Here is a 16,994-nt window from a genome sequence, read left to right as displayed (position 1 = left end):
TGAGCGGAGCGACATGCGGGACGGGGCTCTCCTCATCCACCGGCGTTCCCGGATATCGCTTCGCTCATCCGGGCTACGGCACCGGGGCACAGCGTCCATACAATCTCATCCATCTGATCAAACATGTGATCCGGCACCATCGCCCGCAGCGCCGCCGGCGCCGCATAACCCCAGCCCACCGCTCCGCAGGCAATTCCCACTGTCCGCGCCGCCTCGATGTCGCGCACTTCGTCGCCGATCGAGATGACCTTGCCCGGCTCCACGCCGGCGCGGCGGATGACCCGTCGGAACTTCGCGGGCTTGCCGAAAAGCGAGGCCGCGCAATCGAAATGGGCGAACAGCGTCGCGCAATCGCCGAGCTTCTCGCGCGCATTGGCTTCGCTGTCCGACGTCACCATCGCGAGCTGCACGCCACCCTCCGCCAGCGTCCGCAGCATTGTCTCGACCCCCGCAAACAGCGAAATCTCCGCTGCAGCCTCCGCCTTCAGTCGCCGCGCATGCCGCGCGATCGCCGGCAGCTTCCACAGCGGCACCTCGAGCCGGCTCAGAATCTCCCGCGAAGAAGCATGCCGCAGCCCCTCGATATCCTCGTCCGCGACGCGGCGGAAGCCGAAGCGATCGGCGACGTCGTTGATGGTGCGCAGGAACCACGGAAAGCTGTCGGTCAGCGTGCCGTCGAGATCAAAGATGGCGAGGGAGTAGGGCATGGAGACGAAGCTACACCGCTAGGCTTTCCACACGGTTTCCTCGGTCCATCCGAGTTGGTCGAATTCGGTGGCCCTGAGCGGCGCCTCTCCCTCGGCGAAGAACTCGTCAAGCTGAGGCGGCGCGACGCTCGTTTCGGACAGCATGGCGTGCGCTTGTCCGCGGTGATGAATTTGATGCTGGAGCAGATGCATGAGCAGTCGGTCGCGGCGTTCGGCCTGGACCCGCGTGTCGCGGTTGATCCGCACAATGCCGTTGAGAATCTCGGGCGTCAGTGCATCGCACATGGCGATCAAGCGCTTGTCGATCGCGGCTTGCGCAGGCTTCAGCGCAGCAAGGGAAAGGTGCGGCACGTCGTTCTTCCAAGCTGCCGGTCCCAACCATCCGCCCTCCAGTGCATCGACATAGAAGAGGTCGATGACATGGATGTGGTTCAGCGTGCGTTGCAGGCTCGGAAAGAAGCCGGTCCGCTCGGCTTCGAAGTCGGCCTGAGACAGCGCCGCGCAAGCGGTGAGCAGCCGGTGGTTTGCCCAAGCATTATTGTGGGCGAACGCACGATAGGTTTGCACAAGTCCGGCAGGCAAACTCAGTCTCCCTCAGACAATGTGTCGGCCGCTCCCGCGGCGTAACCTACTCGGCCGCCTCGCTCGCCGCGCGTCTCCGCTTCGGCTTCCGAGCCTTCGCCAGCACCGGCGCCAGGAACTTCCCCGTATAGCTCCGCGGCGCTTTTGCGATGTCCTCTGGCGGGCCCCAGGCGACGATCTCGCCGCCGCCATCGCCGCCTTCGGGGCCGAGGTCGATGACCCAGTCGGCGGTCTTGATCACTTCGAGATTGTGCTCGATGACGACGACCGTGTTGCCCTGCGCGACCAGCTCGTGCAGCACCTCCAACAGCTTCTTGACGTCGTGGAAATGCAACCCGGTGGTCGGCTCGTCCAGGATGTAGAGCGTGCGGCCGGTGGCGCGCTTTGACAGCTCTTTTGCGAGCTTGACGCGCTGGGCTTCGCCGCCCGAGAGCGTCGTGGCCTGCTGGCCGACATGGATGTAGTCGAGGCCGACGCGATGCAGCGTCTGGAACGTCTCGCGTACACGTGGGACCGCCTTGAAGAACTCGGCCGCTTCCTCGACGGTCATGTCGAGCACGTCGGCGATGCTCTTGCCCTTGAATAGGACCTCCAGCGTCTCGCGGTTGTAGCGCTTGCCCTTGCAGACGTCGCAGGTGACGTAGACGTCGGGCAAGAAGTGCATCTCGATCTTGATGACGCCGTCGCCCTGGCAGGCCTCGCAGCGGCCGCCCTTGACGTTGAAGGAGAACCGGCCGGGCTCGTAGCCGCGCGCTTTCGACTCGGGCAGGCCGGCGAACCATTCGCGGATCGGCGTGAAGGCACCGGTATAGGTCGCGGGGTTGGAGCGCGGCGTGCGACCGATCGGCGACTGGTCGATGTCGATGATCTTGTCGATGTGCTCGAGGCCCTCGATGCGGTCGTGCGGCGCGGCGCCTTCGCTGGCATTGTTCAGCTTGCGGGCGATCGCCTTGTAGAGCGTGTCGATCAGCAGCGTCGACTTGCCGCCGCCGGAGACGCCGGTGACGCAGGTGAACAGGCCGAGCGGAATTTCGGCCGTAACGTTCTTGAGGTTATTGCCGCGCGCGTTGACCACCTTGATGGTGCGGCGATGGTTCGGCGGGCGCCGCTCGGGCACCTCGACCTCGAGCTCGCCGGTGAGATATTTGCCCGTCAGCGAGTTGGGGTTGCGCATGATCTCGGCGGGCGTGCCTTCGGCGATGATGTTGCCGCCATGCATGCCGGCGCCGGGGCCGATGTCGAGCACGTGGTCGGCGAGCAGGATCGCGTCCTCGTCGTGCTCGACCACGATCACGGTGTTGCCGAGGTCACGAAGTCTCTTGAGCGTGTCGAGCAGGCGCGCGTTGTCGCGCTGGTGCAAGCCGATCGAGGGCTCGTCGAGCACGTAGAGCACGCCTGTCAGCCCCGAGCCGATCTGCGAAGCCAGCCGGATGCGCTGGCTCTCGCCGCCGGACAGCGTGCCGGAGGAGCGGGAGAGTGTGAGGTAGTTGAGGCCGACATCGAGCAGGAAGGTAAGGCGCTCGCGGATCTCCTTGAGGATGCGGCCGGCGATCTCGTTCTGCTGAGTGTTCAGCGCCTCCGGCACGGTCTCGAACCACGCGCCGGCGCCCTTCACCGACATCTCGGAGATGTCGCCGATATGCTTGCCGCCGATCTTGACGCAGAGCGCCTCGGGCTTGAGCCGAAAACCGTGGCACGCCTCGCAGGGTACGTCGTGGAAATACTTCGCCAGCTCCTCGCGCGCCCACTCGCTCTCGGTCTCGCGATAGCGGCGGTTGATGTTGGTGATGACGCCCTCGAACGGCTTCTTGGTGTCGTAGGAGCGGACGCCGTCCTCGTAGGAGAACTTGATCTCGTCCTCGCCGGAGCCATGGAGGATCGCGTTCTGCGTCTTCTTGGGCAGATCCTTCCATTTGGTGGTCAGCGTGAACTTGTAGTGCTTGCCGAGCGCAGTCAGCGTCTGAATGTAATAGGGCGACGAAGACTTGGCCCAGGGCGCGATCGCGCCCTTGCCAATGGCGAGCTCCTTGTCGGGAATGACGAGGTCTTCGTCGACATGCTGCTCGACGCCGAGGCCGCCGCACGCGGGACAGGCGCCATAGGGGTTGTTGAACGAGAACAGCCGGGGCTCGATCTCGGGGATGGTGAAGCCGGACACCGGGCAGGCGAACTTTTCCGAGAACAGCATGCGCTCGGGTCCGCTCTTGTCGTGGATCTTTGCGGTCTTCTTCTTCTCTTCCGCGGGTGCTGCCGCAGCCGGCGCATCCGCGAATTCGATGACGGCGAGGCCCTCGGCAAGTTTCAGCGCGGTCTCGAAACTTTCGGCGAGGCGCTGGCCGATGTCGGGGCGCACCACGATGCGATCGACGACGACGTCGATGTCGTGCGGGAATTTCTTGTCGAGAACAGGGGCTTCGGCGAGCTCGTGGAAGGCGCCGTCGATCTTGACGCGCTGAAAGCCCTTCTTGAGCCATTCGGCAAGCTCTTTGCGGTACTCGCCCTTGCGGCCGCGCACGACCGGCGCGAGCAGATAGAGGCGCGAGCCCTCGGGCAGCGCCAGCACGCGATCGACCATCTGCGAGACGATCTGGCTCTCGATCGGCAGGCCGGTGGCGGGCGAATAGGGCACGCCGACGCGCGCCCACAGCAGGCGCATGTAGTCGTAGATTTCGGTCACCGTGCCGACGGTGGAGCGCGGGTTCTTCGACGTCGTCTTCTGCTCGATCGAGATCGCCGGCGACAGGCCGTCGATCTGGTCGACGTCGGGCTTCTGCATCATCTCCAGGAACTGGCGGGCGTAGGCAGACAGCGATTCGACGTAGCGGCGCTGGCCTTCGGCGTAGATGGTGTCGAACGCGAGCGAGGATTTGCCGGAGCCCGACAGCCCCGTGAACACCACCAGCTTGTCGCGGGGAATCTCGACATCGACGTTCTTGAGATTGTGCTCGCGCGCGCCACGGATGGTAATTGCGCGCAGGTTTGATCCCACGTTCTGCTGTTGGCGCTTCGCCTTGATCACTTCATCCATCCGGGTTGCCCTCAAGGAATCCCAAAGGCGCGCGATCGCGCCAACAAAAAAGGCGCGCTTCGCCCGGAACCGGGATCGGCGCCGATGGGGTTGTCAGCGAACGTAGGAAGAACGGAGACGGATTTCCAGTGGGACTTGCGAATCGTCAACGGATTGTTGGCGCACTGGCGGCATCTGGCAGGAGCAGGGTGGAACTGCGCGGCAACGTGCCCGACAAAACAAAAAGGCCGGCACAAGGCCGGCCTTTCGTAACGCGGATGGCGTTGGGGCTAAGTACTGAACTCAGTACTTGGCGACCACCGGGCCCCCGAAGTGATAGTTCACGCCGACCTGCACGGTGTGAAACTCGAGCGTGCCGGAGGGCAGGGCGCCCGAGAAGTAGGTCTCGCCGCCGAGGCTGCGAAAGAGGTACTCGCCCTTGACCGACCACTGCGGAGCGAAGAACGCTTCGACGCCCGCACCGACGGTCCAGCCGGAGTGCCACTTGCTGTCGGAAACGGTCACGCCGAGCGCGCTGACGCTGAGCTTGTTGTCGATCCAGGCGTAACCACCGGTGCCGTAAAACAGGACGTTGTTGACGGCGTAGCCGATGCGGCCGCGCACGGTTCCCATCGCATCGGTTTTGGAGCTGAGGGTGGTGCTGACGAGGCCGAAGCCGGGGACGGCAACGGGGCCGGTGACCGACGCGCTGACATCAGCCCAGGAACCATCGGCCTCGACGCCGAGCACGACATTGCCGGTCTGCCAGTTGTAGCCGGCAGTACCGCCGACGAAGCCGCCCTTCATCTTCGGGTCGGTCGAGGAATTTTCCCAAGCGCCGCCACCGACGATACCGAGGTAGAAGCCGGTCCAGTTGTAGACCGAAGCCATGGCCACCGGGGCCTTGGTGTAGGGGCGCGCCGCGAGATCAGCGGCCGAAGCCGGGGCGGCGAGAGCGAACAAACAGGCCGAAGCCAACAAAACCTTTTTCATTTTCAACTAATCCCAGTCCCAGTTTCTGATTGTGCCTTCCACGATAGGGAGGGCATCGGACTCACTTGCCCAACTGATGCCGTACTTACACCAGTGAAGCCGCAAGTTGTGTCACTCAAAAGCAACAACGGTCGGAAAACGGAACGGTTATTGACCGATTAATATTGGAGAACTGCACAGCAAAAGGCCGGCGCAAGGCCGGCCTTCGAAGTGCGATATGTCCAGCGCGATCAGTACCTTGCGATGGCCGGACCGCCCCAGCGATAGTTCAAGCGCACCAGGCCCATGTCTACGTCCTGGCGAATCCGGTCACTGCCGAATACCGCACCCGCGGGCGTTGTGAAGCCGATCGTGCGATCGCCAAGGAAGATGTGGTCGTACTCAAAGCCCAGCGACCAGTTCGGGGCGAAGCCGAATTCCAGACCGGCCCCGACCGTGCCACCCCAGCGAGTCTCCCGGGCCGAAGCCAGCAGCGCGCCCGCGCCGGGCGTACCCGCAGCAGCGTAGATGTCGTACTTGTCACCGACGACGGCGGCGCCGCCCTTCACGTAAAGCAGCACGTTGTTCCAGGCGTAACCGACCTGACCGGTGATGAGACCGAAAGCGTCGATGCGGGAACGGTTGCGATCACCCGTCACCAAAGCGGTACCAGGGAAGAGGGTGCTCACGTTGTCGCCCCGGAAGTCAGCCCAGTTGCCCTGGCCTTCCAGACCGAACACCCAATTGGCGGACTGCCAGCGATAGCCGATCTGGCCGCCGACGGTGCCCCCTGTTGCATTGTGACAGCCTTCGCCGACGAGAACGCCGGTCGCGGGCGTGACGAAGTCCCAGCACTTGTGGCTGGAGCCACCGCCGCCGTTGATGCCGATGTAGAAGCCGCTCCAGTCGTAGATGGCGGCAACCGCCGGCGGCGGGGCTTTGGTGTAGGGACGCGCGGCCATGTCCGCCGCGCTTGCGGGAGCCGACAAGCCCATCGCCACTGCACCGATTGCACAAATAAGAAGCTTATTCATTGCCAGTCTCCCCAGGTTTCGTCCGCTTCTTATTTCCCCGAAGCGGCTGATCAGGCGCGAGGGCCCATATGAACTAAGTCCGAGGCAACCGTAGCTCTACGGAGCGGCAGAGTCCGTCTCCCAAATGCAACAAGACCGGGGCAGTGCGAGTACCCATAACTTGCTGAATGTTAAGTTCTTTCTTCCATTTTTGGGAACCTACAAAGGTTCCAATCGACGTGTGCCTTTCCGCAACACATGTGGCCGATCGATCCCACGCCTTCAGATCTGTCTTCGCCAAGAACAAATCTGGAACGAACCGGAGGTCGATGCTATATGTGGGGATAACCGGAGGGGTGACGGCCTGATCGTCGTCCGCAAGTGTTCGGCGAGCGTATAGGGTCGCCTCAACAGGCACGGCGGAACGCGGGAGCGGACCGGCCTTCTTGAATTCAGTGGCATTCGGAGCGGAGAGCGGAGATGGCGGGAAGCGTCAACAAGGTCATTCTGGTTGGAAATCTCGGCAAGGATCCTGAAATCCGCCGCACCCAGGACGGGCGGCCGATCGCCAATCTGAGCGTCGCGACCTCGGAGACGTGGCGCGACAAGGCGACTGGCGAGCGCAAGGAAAAGACCGAGTGGCACCGCGTCGTGATCTTCAATGAAGGGCTCTGCAAGGTCGCCGAACAGTATCTGAAGAAGGGCGCCAAGATTTACGTCGAGGGTGCGCTCCAGACCCGCAAATGGACCGACCAGAGCGGTGTCGAAAAGTACTCGACCGAAGTCGTGCTCCAGGGGTTCAACTCGACGTTGACGATGCTGGACGGTCGTAGCGGCGGTGGCGGAGGCGGCAGCTTCGGCGACGAGCCGGGCGGCGATTTCGGCTCCTCCGGTCCGGTCAGCAGCGCGCCGCGGCGCCCTGTTGCCGCCGGCGGCGGTGGCCGCAACAGCGACATGGACGACGATATCCCGTTCTGAGCGATTCCGCTCCAAGAACGCGGCGCCTGATGCGGACGCGCTGGCCGGATGGGCGGCGCTTCTCATCTCATGTCAGAACATCCCACTAATCGACAGGACGGGCTCGGCATTTCCGGGCCCGCTTCATGTTTGGGGTGAGCTCGGATTGCGGCTTGGCAAACGCGCCGACGCGGCAAGCTCACCGCGCGGTTTTCCACGCGTGAGCGGCGATTTTGCAAGGCCGATGCGAGTGCTGTCCGAGACACCGCTCGCAAGGGCTTAAGTTGTTGGAAAAATAGGCGGAAAAAGCGCTTCCCAGAACGCCGCGAGGGTGGTTATCAGAGGCTCGATGCGCTATATGATTCCCAGATAAAACCTCACCGGATTTCCCCTTGGCTGACGACGACGACAAGCCCGGCGACCAGCCGGCGCAACCCTCGGATATTCGCCCCGTCTCCATCTTCGAGGAGATGAAGAAGTCCTATCTCGACTACGCCATGAGCGTGATCGTGTCGCGGGCGCTGCCTGACGCCCGCGATGGCCTGAAGCCGGTGCATCGCCGCATCCTGTACTCGATGAACGAGCAGGGGCACACGCCGGACAAGAAGTACGTCAAGTCCGCCCGCGTGGTCGGTGACGTCATCGGTAAATATCATCCGCATGGCGACCAGTCGATCTACGACGCCATGGTCCGGATGGCGCAGGACTTCTCCATGCGCGTGCCGCTGATCGACGGCCAGGGCAATTTCGGCTCGGTCGACGGCGATCCCCCGGCTGCCTATCGTTATACCGAAGCCCGATTGACGAAGGCGGCGCTGGCTCTGCTGGCCGACATCGACAAGGACACGGTCGACTTCCAGCCGAACTACGACAACAACGAGACCGAACCGTCGGTCTTGCCAGCCAAGTTCCCGAACCTTCTCGTCAACGGCGCCGGCGGCATCGCGGTCGGCATGGCGACCAACATCCCGCCGCACAATCTCGGCGAGGTCATCGACGCCTGCGTCGCGCTGATCGACAACCCCGCGCTCACCATCGACGAGCTCATCAACATCGTGCCGGGACCGGACTTCCCGACCGGCGGCGTCATCCTCGGACGGCAGGGCATCCGCGCCGCCTATCACCTCGGCCGCGGCTCGGTCATGATGCGCGGCAAGGTCGCGATCGAGACCATCCGCAAGGAGCGCGAGGCGATCATCATCACCGAGATTCCCTACCAGGTGAACAAGGCGACGATGGTCGAGCGCATCGCCGAGCTGGTCAAGGAAAAGAAGATCGAGGGCATCGGCGACCTGCGCGATGAATCCGATCGCGACGGCTACCGCGTCGTCATCGAATTGAAGCGCGACGCCGTGCCGGACGTGGTGCTCAATCAGCTCTACAGGTTCACGCCGCTGCAGACGAGCTTCGGCGTCAACATGGTGGCGCTCGACAGCGGCCGTCCACGGGTCATGCACCTGAAGGACCTGCTGGCGATCTTCGTCGACTTTCGCGAGCGGGTCGTCACGCGGCGCACCAAGTTCCTGCTCGCCAAGGCCCGAGATCGCGCCCATGTTTTGGTCGGTCTCGCCATCGCAGTCGCCAATATCGACGAGATGATCCGCGTCATCCGGACCTCGCCCGACCCGACCACCGCCCGCGACACCCTGATGTCGCGCGACTGGCCGGCCCGGGACGTCGAGGACATGCTGACGCTGATCGACGATCCGCGCCACCGCATCAGCGAGAACGGCACGATCCGGCTGTCGATGGAGCAGGCGAGGGCCATTCTCGATCTGCGCCTGCAACGCCTCACCGCACTCGGCCGCGACGAAATCCGCGAGGAGCTCGACAAGCTCGCCGGCGAGATCGCCGACTATCTCGACATCCTGCGCTCGCGCGACCGCGTGCTGGGCATCATCAAGTCCGAGCTCGCCGAAGTAAAGGCCGAGTTCGCAACCCCGCGCCGCACCGTCATCATCGAGCAGGAAGGTGAGGTCGAGGACGAGGACCTGATCCAGCGCGAGGACATGGTCGTCACCGTCTCGCACGCCGGCTACGTCAAGCGCGTGCCGCTGTCGGCCTACCGGGCCCAGCGCCGCGGCGGCAAGGGCCGCGCCGGCATGCAGACCCGCGATGAGGATTTTGTCAGCCGGCTGTTCGTGGCGTCCACCCATACGCCGATGCTGTTCTTCTCCTCGCGCGGACAGGTCTACAAGATCAAAGTCTGGCGCCTGCCGATGGCCGCGCCGAATGCGCGCGGCAAGGCGCTGATCAACATCCTGCCGCTGGAGCAGGGCGAGCGCATCACCACCATCATGCCGCTGCCGGAGGACGAGTCCACCTGGGGCAATCTCGACGTGATGTTCGCCACGACAGGCGGCAACGTCCGGCGCAACAAGCTGTCCGACTTCGTCGATGTCCGCCGCTCCGGCATCATCGCGATGAAGCTCGACGACAACGAAGCGATCGTCGACGTGCAGATCTGCACCGAGCACGACGACGTGCTTTTGACCGGCGCCGGCGGCCAGTGCATCCGCTTCCCCGTGACCGACGTGCGCGTGTTCACCGGCCGCACCTCGATGGGCGTGCGCGGCATTGCGCTTGCCGAGGGCGACAAGGTGATCTCGCTGGCGATCCTGCGCCACGTCGAGACGACGTCCGATGAGCGCTCGGCGTACCTGAAGATGCGTCGTGCGGTCGCCGGCGAAGCTGCGGCCGAGGAGCCGGCGGCGGACGCCGAGGCCGAGGAGACCTCCGGCAGCTTCCAACTCGCCCAGGAGCGTTACGTCGAGATGTCAGCGCAGGAGCAGGTCGTGCTGACAGTGTCCGTCAACGGTTACGGCAAGCGGACGTCGTCCTACGAGTACCGCACCACGGGCCGCGGCGGCAAAGGCATCGTCGCCATGAGCGTCAACAACCGCAACGGCAACCTCGTTGCGTCGTTCCCCGTGGAGGATGCTGATCAAATCATGCTGGTAACCGACAAGGGCCAGCTGATCCGCTGCCCGGTCGAAGGCATCCGCGTCGCCGGCCGCTCGACCCAGGGCGTGATCGTGTTCGACACCGCGGAGGACGAACACGTCGTCTCGGTCGAGCACATCACGGAAGAGGCCGAGAGCGGAAACGGGGCGAATGGGGAGTCGAACGGGGAGTGATGCGTCACCCCGTAGCCCGGATGGAGCGCAAGCGAAATCCGGGTTCTTCATTCGGACGGCTGTCCCGGATTGAGTTGTGCTCGATCCGGATACTGCACTGACCAGCTAAATCTCCAGCTCCGTGCCGAATTCCACCACCTGCTTGGTAGGTACGCCGAAGAACGCGGCGGAGCGTTCGGCGTTGCGTTGCAGGAAGGCGAACACGGTTTCGCGCCAGACCCACATGCCCGGCACGTCCTCGCGCGGGATGATTGTCTCGCGGCCGACGTAATAGGTGATGTCGGAGAGGTCGATGCCGGGCAGCTTGCCGTGGCGGCAGGCGAAGGTCAGCCCTTCGTAAATCGTCGGGTTCTGCATGAAGCCGTAATGCAGAACGACGCGGGTAATGCCGGGAATGATCTCGATCACCTCGATGCGGTCTTCGTCGGCGATGTGAGGAAGCTCCTCGATCAGCACGGTGACCAGGACGATGCGCTCGTGCAGCACGTGGTTGTGCTTGACGAACTGGGTCAGTGCCAGCGGCACGCCGCGCGGCGCCGAGGCCAGGAACACGGCGGTGCCGGGGAGTCTGGCGCTGCACTGGTTGACCGCGGTCTCGATCAGATCCTCCTCGGGCTGGCGCAGCTTCGCGCGTGCGGCTTCGACGAGCTTCACGCCGCTGCGCCAGGTCAGCATCAGGAAGGCGACGAAGCCCGCCAGCATCAGCGGAAACCAGCCGCCCTCGAACAGCTTGATCGAATTGGCCGAGAAGAAGATCAAATCGATCACGAAGAAGAAGCCGTTCACGGCAACCACGAGCCACGGTGAATAGCCCCACTGGATCGCGACCAGGGCGGCGAGCAGCGTGGTGATCGCCATCAATAGCGACACCGCGATGCCGTAGGCGCCGGCCAGCGCCTCCGAGCTGCCGAAACTCAGCACGGCGCCGAGCGTTGCGGCGGCGAGCAGCCAGTTCACCAACGGCACGTAGATCTGGCCGATCGCGTCGCTCGTGGTGTGACGGATCTGCATGCGCGGCAGGAAGCCGAGCTGGATCGACTGCTGCGTCAACGAGAACACGCCGGAGATGATGGCTTGCGAGGCGATCACGGTCGCGACCGCCGAGAACGCGACCAGCGGATAATGCAGGGCGTCAGGGCAGAGCTGGAAGAACGGATTTTCGATCATGGTGGGATCGGTGATCAGCAGCGCGGCCTGGCCGAAATAGTTCAGCACGAGCGCAGGCAGGCAGATCGCGAACCAGGCCAGCCGGATCGGCAGGCGGCCGAAATGCCCCATGTCGGCGTACATGGCTTCGCCGCCGGTCACCGCGAGGAAGGCGGCCCCCAGGATCGCGAAGGAGACATGAAAATCCTGATGGATCAGGAAGTCGAACGCATAGAGCGGGCTGAGCGCCGCCAGCACCGCCGGCGCCTTGACGATGCCGTGGATGCCGAGCGCTGCCAGCACGAAGAACCAGGCCAGCATCACCGGTCCGAAGATGCGGCCGATGAAGCCGGTGCCCTGCTTCTGCATCATGAACAGTCCGATCAGGATGACGACGGTCACGGGCACAACCGCCGGCGCGAGCGAGGGTGCGTCGACCTTCAGACCTTCGATGGCTGAGAGCACGGAGATGGCCGGCGTGATCGCGCCGTCCCCGTACAGTAGCGCGGCGCCGACGAGGCCGACGACCAGCAAATGCGCGCGCCAGGTACCGGGTTGAGCGTTGCGGGCATGCAGCAAGGCCAGCAGCGCGACGATGCCGCCTTCGCCGCGGTTATCCGCACGCAGAATCAACAGCGCATATTTCAGTGAGATGATCAGCAACAGCGCCCAGAGGATCAGCGAGGCGACGCCCAGAACGGCATCGTTCGTCAAAGTGCCGCCGTGGGCGGCGGCCTTGGCGGCTTCCTTCAGGGCGTAGAGGGGGCTGGTGCCGATATCGCCATAGACCACCCCGAGGGCGCCCATGGTCATGGCAATCGGCAGTGGATCAGGTTGATGGCCGGAGGCGACTGCAGGCGTACTGGACAATGGCGACCCCCCGATGGGATCGCGCCCGACGGGTCATTCCGACGGGCGCGAGCATCAGGCAGTGTGCGACGGGACGTCGCAAATATCCATGGGGTATATCTTTGGGGTTTATCTTGAGAGTTAGCTGACGCGAAACTGACAGACCCCCACTACGGAGTACGGTTGGCAGTCACAAGGCGAGCCTCGCGGATGTTGGCTTTGGTGCCGGCCTGGCGGAGGCAGGACGCTTCGAAATTCGGCCAGGCCTGCTGCGAGCAGTCCTTGCCGACGGTGCGGATATCGAGCCGGTCGCTCTTGGCAAGCGGCTGCGGCACGCTCGCCTCGACGGTGGGGGCGAAGCCGGGCAGGAGCGTGAGGGTGGCAGCAACACACGCAGAAATGGCGATCGCCGAAAGAGCCTTGATCATGACAGTCCCCTGTGATGCGGCCGCTACGCCCAGTGTGCGGCCCGTCGTTCGTTGGCTGGATTAGTAACCATGGCCAGTTTCCGGACGTCTTCGCGAACGCGGGAAATGGTTTCGTTCGCGCTCCGTTTTGTGTCGTGGCCGCCCTCAGGACGAAACAATTCGGCGCATTCCGCCACGCTTCTGCGGAAAAACCGCCAGGGAACCTGACCGGCTTGCCGGGCCGGGCAGGGCGCGGTAGGACGTGGCCATGCCGCGCATTGCCTTCTATCCAGGTTCCTTCGACCCCATCACCAACGGCCATCTGGACGTGGTCCGGCACAGCGTGTCGCTGTGCGACAGGCTTGTTGTCGCGATCGGGGTGCACCCCGGCAAGAAGCCTCTGTTCTCGACCGAGGAGCGGCTGAAGATGCTCCATGACGTCTGCGGGCCGGTGGCCGCCCAGGCCGGCTGCGTGCTCGAGGCCGTGACGTTTGACGATCTGTCGGTGACCTCGGCGCGCAAGCACGGTGCCACGATCATGATTCGGGGCCTGCGCGACGGCACCGACCTCGACTACGAGATGCAGCTCGCCGGCATGAACGAGGCCATGGCGCCCGAGGTGCATACGATCTTCCTGCCGGCCTCTCCCATTGTCCGCCCGATCACCGCCACTTTGGTGCGCCAGATCGCTGCCATGGGCGGGGATGTCTCGGCCTTCGTTCCGCCGCTGGTTGCGGCCCAGCTCAAGGCAAAATTCGCCTGATAACGGCGCGTTTCCTTTCTCATCTCTGATCCGGAGTTGTCATGATCCGAATTCTCGCAGTTCTTGCCGCGGTTCTGTTCGCGGTGCCGGCCTTCGCGCAAGCCTTGCCGGCCGGCCTCGACAAGGCCAACGCCATCGTCATCGACTCCACCAAGGGCCGCATCGTCATCAAGCTCCGGCCGGACCTTGCGCCCCAGCACGCCGAGCGCATCAAGCAGCTCGCGCGCGAGGGTTTTTACAACAACGTGCCGTTCCACCGCGTCATGGATGGCTTCATGGCGCAGACCGGCGACGGTCAGAACTTCAATGGCACCGGCGGCTCGAAATATCCGAACCTGAAGCAGGAATTCTCGAAGGTGCATTTTGCGCGCGGCATCGTCGGCATGGCCCGGCGCGGCGACAGCGTCGACACCGCCAATTCGCAGTTCTTCATCATGTTTGCCGACGGCGGCAGCCTCGACAACCAGTACACCGTGATCGGCGAGGTCGTGCAGGGCATGGACGTCGTCGACAAGCTGAAGAAGGCGCCTCCCGGATCGAGCGGCGGCACCGTCACCGACCCCGACAAGATGGTGAAGGTGCAGGTCGCTTCCGACATCAAGTAGGAGCGGCGATGGCGCGCTGCGGTGGCAAGCTCCTGCTGGTTGCCGCGGTGCTGCTGCTCGGCGTCCCGGGCGCGGTCGCCGAGGACGCACAGGTCAACACCATCCAGGACATCTTCCGGCATTTGCGCACCTGCTGGAAGCCGCCGCCCGCCGCCAGGGCCCGCCCGATCGACATCACCGTCGTGGTGAGCTTCAACCGGGCTGGAAACATTCTGGGCCATCCGAGGATTACCTATGAATCCGCGGAGGCTTCCGACAATGACCGGCTGCAATACCGGGTCGCGGTGATGGAGGCATTGCAACGCTGCACGCCGATGCCATTTACCGATGCGATGGCCGGCGCCGCTGCGGGGCGTCCGTTCGCGATCCAGTTTCGCAACCGCAAATCTTCACCTGACAGGACTTTACCCCCAACCCAAGAGAGACGAGCATGAACGCCACCGAAAACACACTGATCCTCGAGACCACGCAGGGCCCCGTCACCATCGAGATGCGGCCTGATCTGGCGCCCGGCCACGTCGCGCGCATCAAGGAACTCGTGCGCGAAGGCTTCTACGACGGCATCGTGTTTCATCGCGTGATCGACGGCTTCATGGCGCAGACCGGCTGCCCCCAGGGCACCGGCACCGGCGGCTCCGGCCAGAAGCTGAAGGCCGAGTTCAACAAGGAGCCGCATGTGCGCGGCACCACCTCGATGGCGCGCGCCGCCAGCCCGGATTCCGGCGATAGCCAGTTCTTCATCTGCTTCGACGATGCCCGCTTCCTCGACAACCAGTACACGGTGTGGGGCAAGGTCACCGAGGGCATGGAGAACGTCGACAAGATCAAGCGTGGCGAGCCCGTGCAGAACCCCGACAAGATCGTCAAGGCGCGGATGGCGGCTGACGCGGCGTAGGCGTTCAACCCTCATGGTGAGGAGGCGCGTAGCGCCGTCTCGAACCATGAAGGCCGAGCTGCAGCAGCGGGGCCTTCATCCGTCGAGACGCGCGTTCCGCACCCCTCAGGATGAGGAGTGACTGTGCGGCCCTGAGTCCGAGATGCGCACCGACCTCTTCGATTTCGACCTGCCCGCCGAGCGCATCGCATTGCGCCCGGCGAGCCCGCGCGACTCCGCGAAGATGCTGGTCGTCGATCGCGGCACGCTGCGCGACCAAATCATCACCGACCTGCCGCAATGGCTGAAGCCGGGCGACCAGCTCGTCGTCAACGACACCAAGGTGATCGCGGCGCAATTAAAAGGCCGTCGCATCGGCCGCGAGACCGAGCCGAAGATCGAGGCAACGCTGATCAAGCGCCTCGACGGCTCGCGCTGGCAGGCGTTGGTGAAGCCTGCCAAGAAACTCATCGCCGGCGACCGCATCCGCTTCGGCAATGAGGGCAAGGTCTGCCTGCTCGGCCATCTCGACGCCGAGGTCGAGGCGAAGGGCGGGGAAGGCGAGGTGACGCTGTCATTTTCGTTTCACGGCCCGACGCTGGATCAAGCCATCGCCGATCTCGGCAGCCCGCCGCTGCCGCCCTACATCGCCTCGAAACGCACGCCTGATGATCAGGATCTCGCCGACTACCAGACCATGTTCGCTGTGAACGAAGGCGCCGTTGCCGCGCCGACAGCAGGCCTGCATTTCACCCCGGCGCTGGAGCAGGCGATGCACGCGCGCGGCGTCGGCATCAATCGCGTCACGCTGCATGTCGGGGCAGGGACCTTCCTGCCAGTGAAGGTGGACGACACCGAAGGCCACAAGATGCATGCCGAGTGGGGCACGCTGTCGGCCGAAACGGCGGAGCGGCTCAACACTGCGCGCAAGAACGGCGGCCGTATCATCGCGGTTGGCACCACGTCGTTGCGCCTGCTCGAAAGCGCAGCCAGCGAGGACGGCACCATTGAGCCGTTCGCCGCCGAGACGTCGATCTTCATCACCCCCGGCTATCGCTTCCGCGCCGTCGATGTTCTGCTGACCAATTTCCATTTGCCGAAGTCGACACTGTTCATGCTGGTGTCGGCGTTCTCCGGGCTGGAGGCGATGCAGCAGGCCTATGCACACGCGATCGCGACCGGCTACCGGTTCTATTCGTACGGGGATGCCTGTTTGCTGTTTCCGGCGCGGGAGTGACGCGGGCGGCGTTCTCGTGCTATATTGCTCATACGTTTTGCATGGAGCGAGTGGCCGATGAACATCCGTTCCGCGAAAGTAGATGAGCTTGCCCAGCGCCTCGCCCGCCTGACGGGGGAAGATATCGAGACGGCGCTCGAACGCGCCATCGAGGAGCGCTTGTCTCGCGTGGCATCGCCGGCGGTCGATAGGAGGGCCGCCCTGACGTCGTTCTTCGAGCGAACCGCTGGCTTGCCCGTTCTCGATTCTCGGCCTGCAGACGAAATCCTCGGCTATGACCGTTTCGGGCTGCCGTCCTGATGGTGCTGGATACGTCTGCGATCGTCGCGACCGTCACCAACGAGCCAGATGGGCAGCGCTATCGGAAAGCCATGCTGGATGCTGCCAGCCTGTCGATGTCAGCAGTAGCAATCCTGGAAACCAAGATCGTTCTCTCTGCTCGCTTCGGAGCATCGGCCGTGAAGTTCTTCGACGAATTGCTGGAGATTGCCGGGATTGTCGTAGTGCCGTTCGACGCAGACATGGCGAAAGGCGCGTTCGAGGCATTTCAACGCTTCGGCAAGGGTCGGGGGACATCCGGCGCAGCTCAACATCGTCGATTGTGCGGTCTACGCTTGGCGAAAGCGCGTTCGCAACCGCTGCTCTTCAAGGGAGCCCACTTTGCTAAGACAGACATTCTCCCGGCGTTGACCTGACCGCGCTGTTTGCCATTGTAGGGTGGGCAAAGCGAAGCGTGCC

16 protein-coding genes are annotated in these 16,994 nt (G+C 64.0%); 9 read left to right on the top strand and 7 right to left on the bottom strand.

From position 1 onward, the window contains the following. Positions 1–32: 32 nt before the first annotated feature. The 5 genes from IVB19_RS18865 to IVB19_RS18845 form a co-directional block, all read right to left on the bottom strand. Positions 33–707: an HAD family hydrolase gene (locus tag IVB19_RS18865; RefSeq protein ID WP_247819777.1), complete on the bottom strand. Its 675-nt coding sequence runs from the start codon at positions 705–707 to the stop codon at positions 33–35. 18 nt (positions 708–725) lie between these two features. Further along, positions 726–1,289: a DinB family protein gene (locus IVB19_RS18860; protein ID WP_247391999.1), complete on the bottom strand. Its 564-nt coding sequence runs from the start codon at positions 1,287–1,289 to the stop codon at positions 726–728. Positions 1,290–1,335: 46 nt separating this feature from the next. Further along, positions 1,336–4,317: an excinuclease ABC subunit UvrA gene (gene uvrA / locus IVB19_RS18855; RefSeq protein ID WP_018457997.1), complete on the bottom strand. Its 2,982-nt coding sequence runs from the start codon at positions 4,315–4,317 to the stop codon at positions 1,336–1,338. Positions 4,318–4,599: 282 nt separating this feature from the next. Continuing rightward, positions 4,600–5,289, bottom strand: a complete 690-nt coding sequence (locus IVB19_RS18850) for an outer membrane protein (protein ID WP_018457996.1) — start codon at positions 5,287–5,289, stop codon at positions 4,600–4,602. A gap of 230 nt (positions 5,290–5,519) precedes the next feature. Continuing rightward, on the bottom strand, positions 5,520–6,302 hold the full coding sequence (locus IVB19_RS18845; RefSeq protein WP_026233477.1) for an outer membrane protein: 783 nt from the start codon (positions 6,300–6,302) through the stop codon (positions 5,520–5,522). Between the two features lie 459 nt (positions 6,303–6,761). Between IVB19_RS18845 and IVB19_RS18840 the strand changes: the two genes are divergently transcribed. After that, positions 6,762–7,259, top strand: a complete 498-nt coding sequence (locus IVB19_RS18840; protein WP_007590726.1) for a single-stranded DNA-binding protein — start codon at positions 6,762–6,764, stop codon at positions 7,257–7,259. A gap of 371 nt (positions 7,260–7,630) precedes the next feature. Further along, positions 7,631–10,375, top strand: coding sequence for a DNA gyrase subunit A (gyrA, locus tag IVB19_RS18835; protein WP_247819776.1), 2,745 nt, complete (start codon positions 7,631–7,633; stop codon positions 10,373–10,375). Positions 10,376–10,480: 105 nt separating this feature from the next. Here gyrA and IVB19_RS18830 read toward each other — a convergent pair whose 3' ends face one another. Next, positions 10,481–12,334 (bottom strand): potassium transporter Kup, encoded by a 1,854-nt coding sequence (locus IVB19_RS18830; protein WP_085353166.1) that lies wholly within the window; start codon positions 12,332–12,334, stop codon positions 10,481–10,483. A gap of 206 nt (positions 12,335–12,540) precedes the next feature. Further along, positions 12,541–12,798 carry a hypothetical protein gene (locus IVB19_RS18825; RefSeq protein WP_018457991.1) on the bottom strand — a complete coding sequence of 86 codons (258 nt, stop codon included), beginning with the start codon at positions 12,796–12,798 and terminating at the stop codon, positions 12,541–12,543. Positions 12,799–13,045: 247 nt separating this feature from the next. Between IVB19_RS18825 and coaD the strand changes: the two genes are divergently transcribed. From coaD to IVB19_RS18790, 7 genes are all read left to right on the top strand, one after another. Then, positions 13,046–13,540 carry a pantetheine-phosphate adenylyltransferase gene (coaD, locus tag IVB19_RS18820; RefSeq protein WP_247370332.1) on the top strand — a complete coding sequence of 165 codons (495 nt, stop codon included), beginning with the start codon at positions 13,046–13,048 and terminating at the stop codon, positions 13,538–13,540. 41 nt (positions 13,541–13,581) lie between these two features. Next, positions 13,582–14,145 (top strand): peptidylprolyl isomerase, encoded by a 564-nt coding sequence (locus IVB19_RS18815; RefSeq protein WP_018457989.1) that lies wholly within the window; start codon positions 13,582–13,584, stop codon positions 14,143–14,145. An 8-nt stretch (positions 14,146–14,153) separates the two neighbouring features. Next, the gene (locus IVB19_RS18810) at positions 14,154–14,579 is read left to right on the top strand and encodes a UCP034077 family protein (protein ID WP_247370334.1); all 426 of its coding nucleotides are present in this window, start codon (positions 14,154–14,156) and stop codon (positions 14,577–14,579) included. Beyond that, complete coding sequence (locus IVB19_RS18805; RefSeq protein WP_247370337.1) at positions 14,576–15,040, top strand: peptidylprolyl isomerase; 465 nt, start codon at positions 14,576–14,578, stop codon at positions 15,038–15,040. The genes IVB19_RS18810 and IVB19_RS18805 overlap by 4 nt, the downstream gene beginning before the upstream one ends. A 142-nt stretch (positions 15,041–15,182) precedes the next feature. Next, positions 15,183–16,256 (top strand): tRNA preQ1(34) S-adenosylmethionine ribosyltransferase-isomerase QueA, encoded by a 1,074-nt coding sequence (gene queA, locus IVB19_RS18800; RefSeq protein WP_247370340.1) that lies wholly within the window; start codon positions 15,183–15,185, stop codon positions 16,254–16,256. A gap of 57 nt (positions 16,257–16,313) precedes the next feature. Further along, positions 16,314–16,556, top strand: coding sequence for a type II toxin-antitoxin system VapB family antitoxin (locus IVB19_RS18795; protein WP_085353162.1), 243 nt, complete (start codon positions 16,314–16,316; stop codon positions 16,554–16,556). Next, on the top strand, positions 16,556–16,951 hold the full coding sequence (locus tag IVB19_RS18790; protein WP_247370343.1) for a type II toxin-antitoxin system VapC family toxin: 396 nt from the start codon (positions 16,556–16,558) through the stop codon (positions 16,949–16,951). The genes IVB19_RS18795 and IVB19_RS18790 overlap by 1 nt, the downstream gene beginning before the upstream one ends. Positions 16,952–16,994: the final 43 nt, after the last annotated feature.

This window comes from Bradyrhizobium sp. 187, from assembly GCF_023101005.1.
Taxonomy (GTDB): domain Bacteria; phylum Pseudomonadota; class Alphaproteobacteria; order Rhizobiales; family Xanthobacteraceae; genus Bradyrhizobium; species Bradyrhizobium canariense_D.
This window is presented reverse-complemented; position numbering and strand designations above follow the sequence as displayed.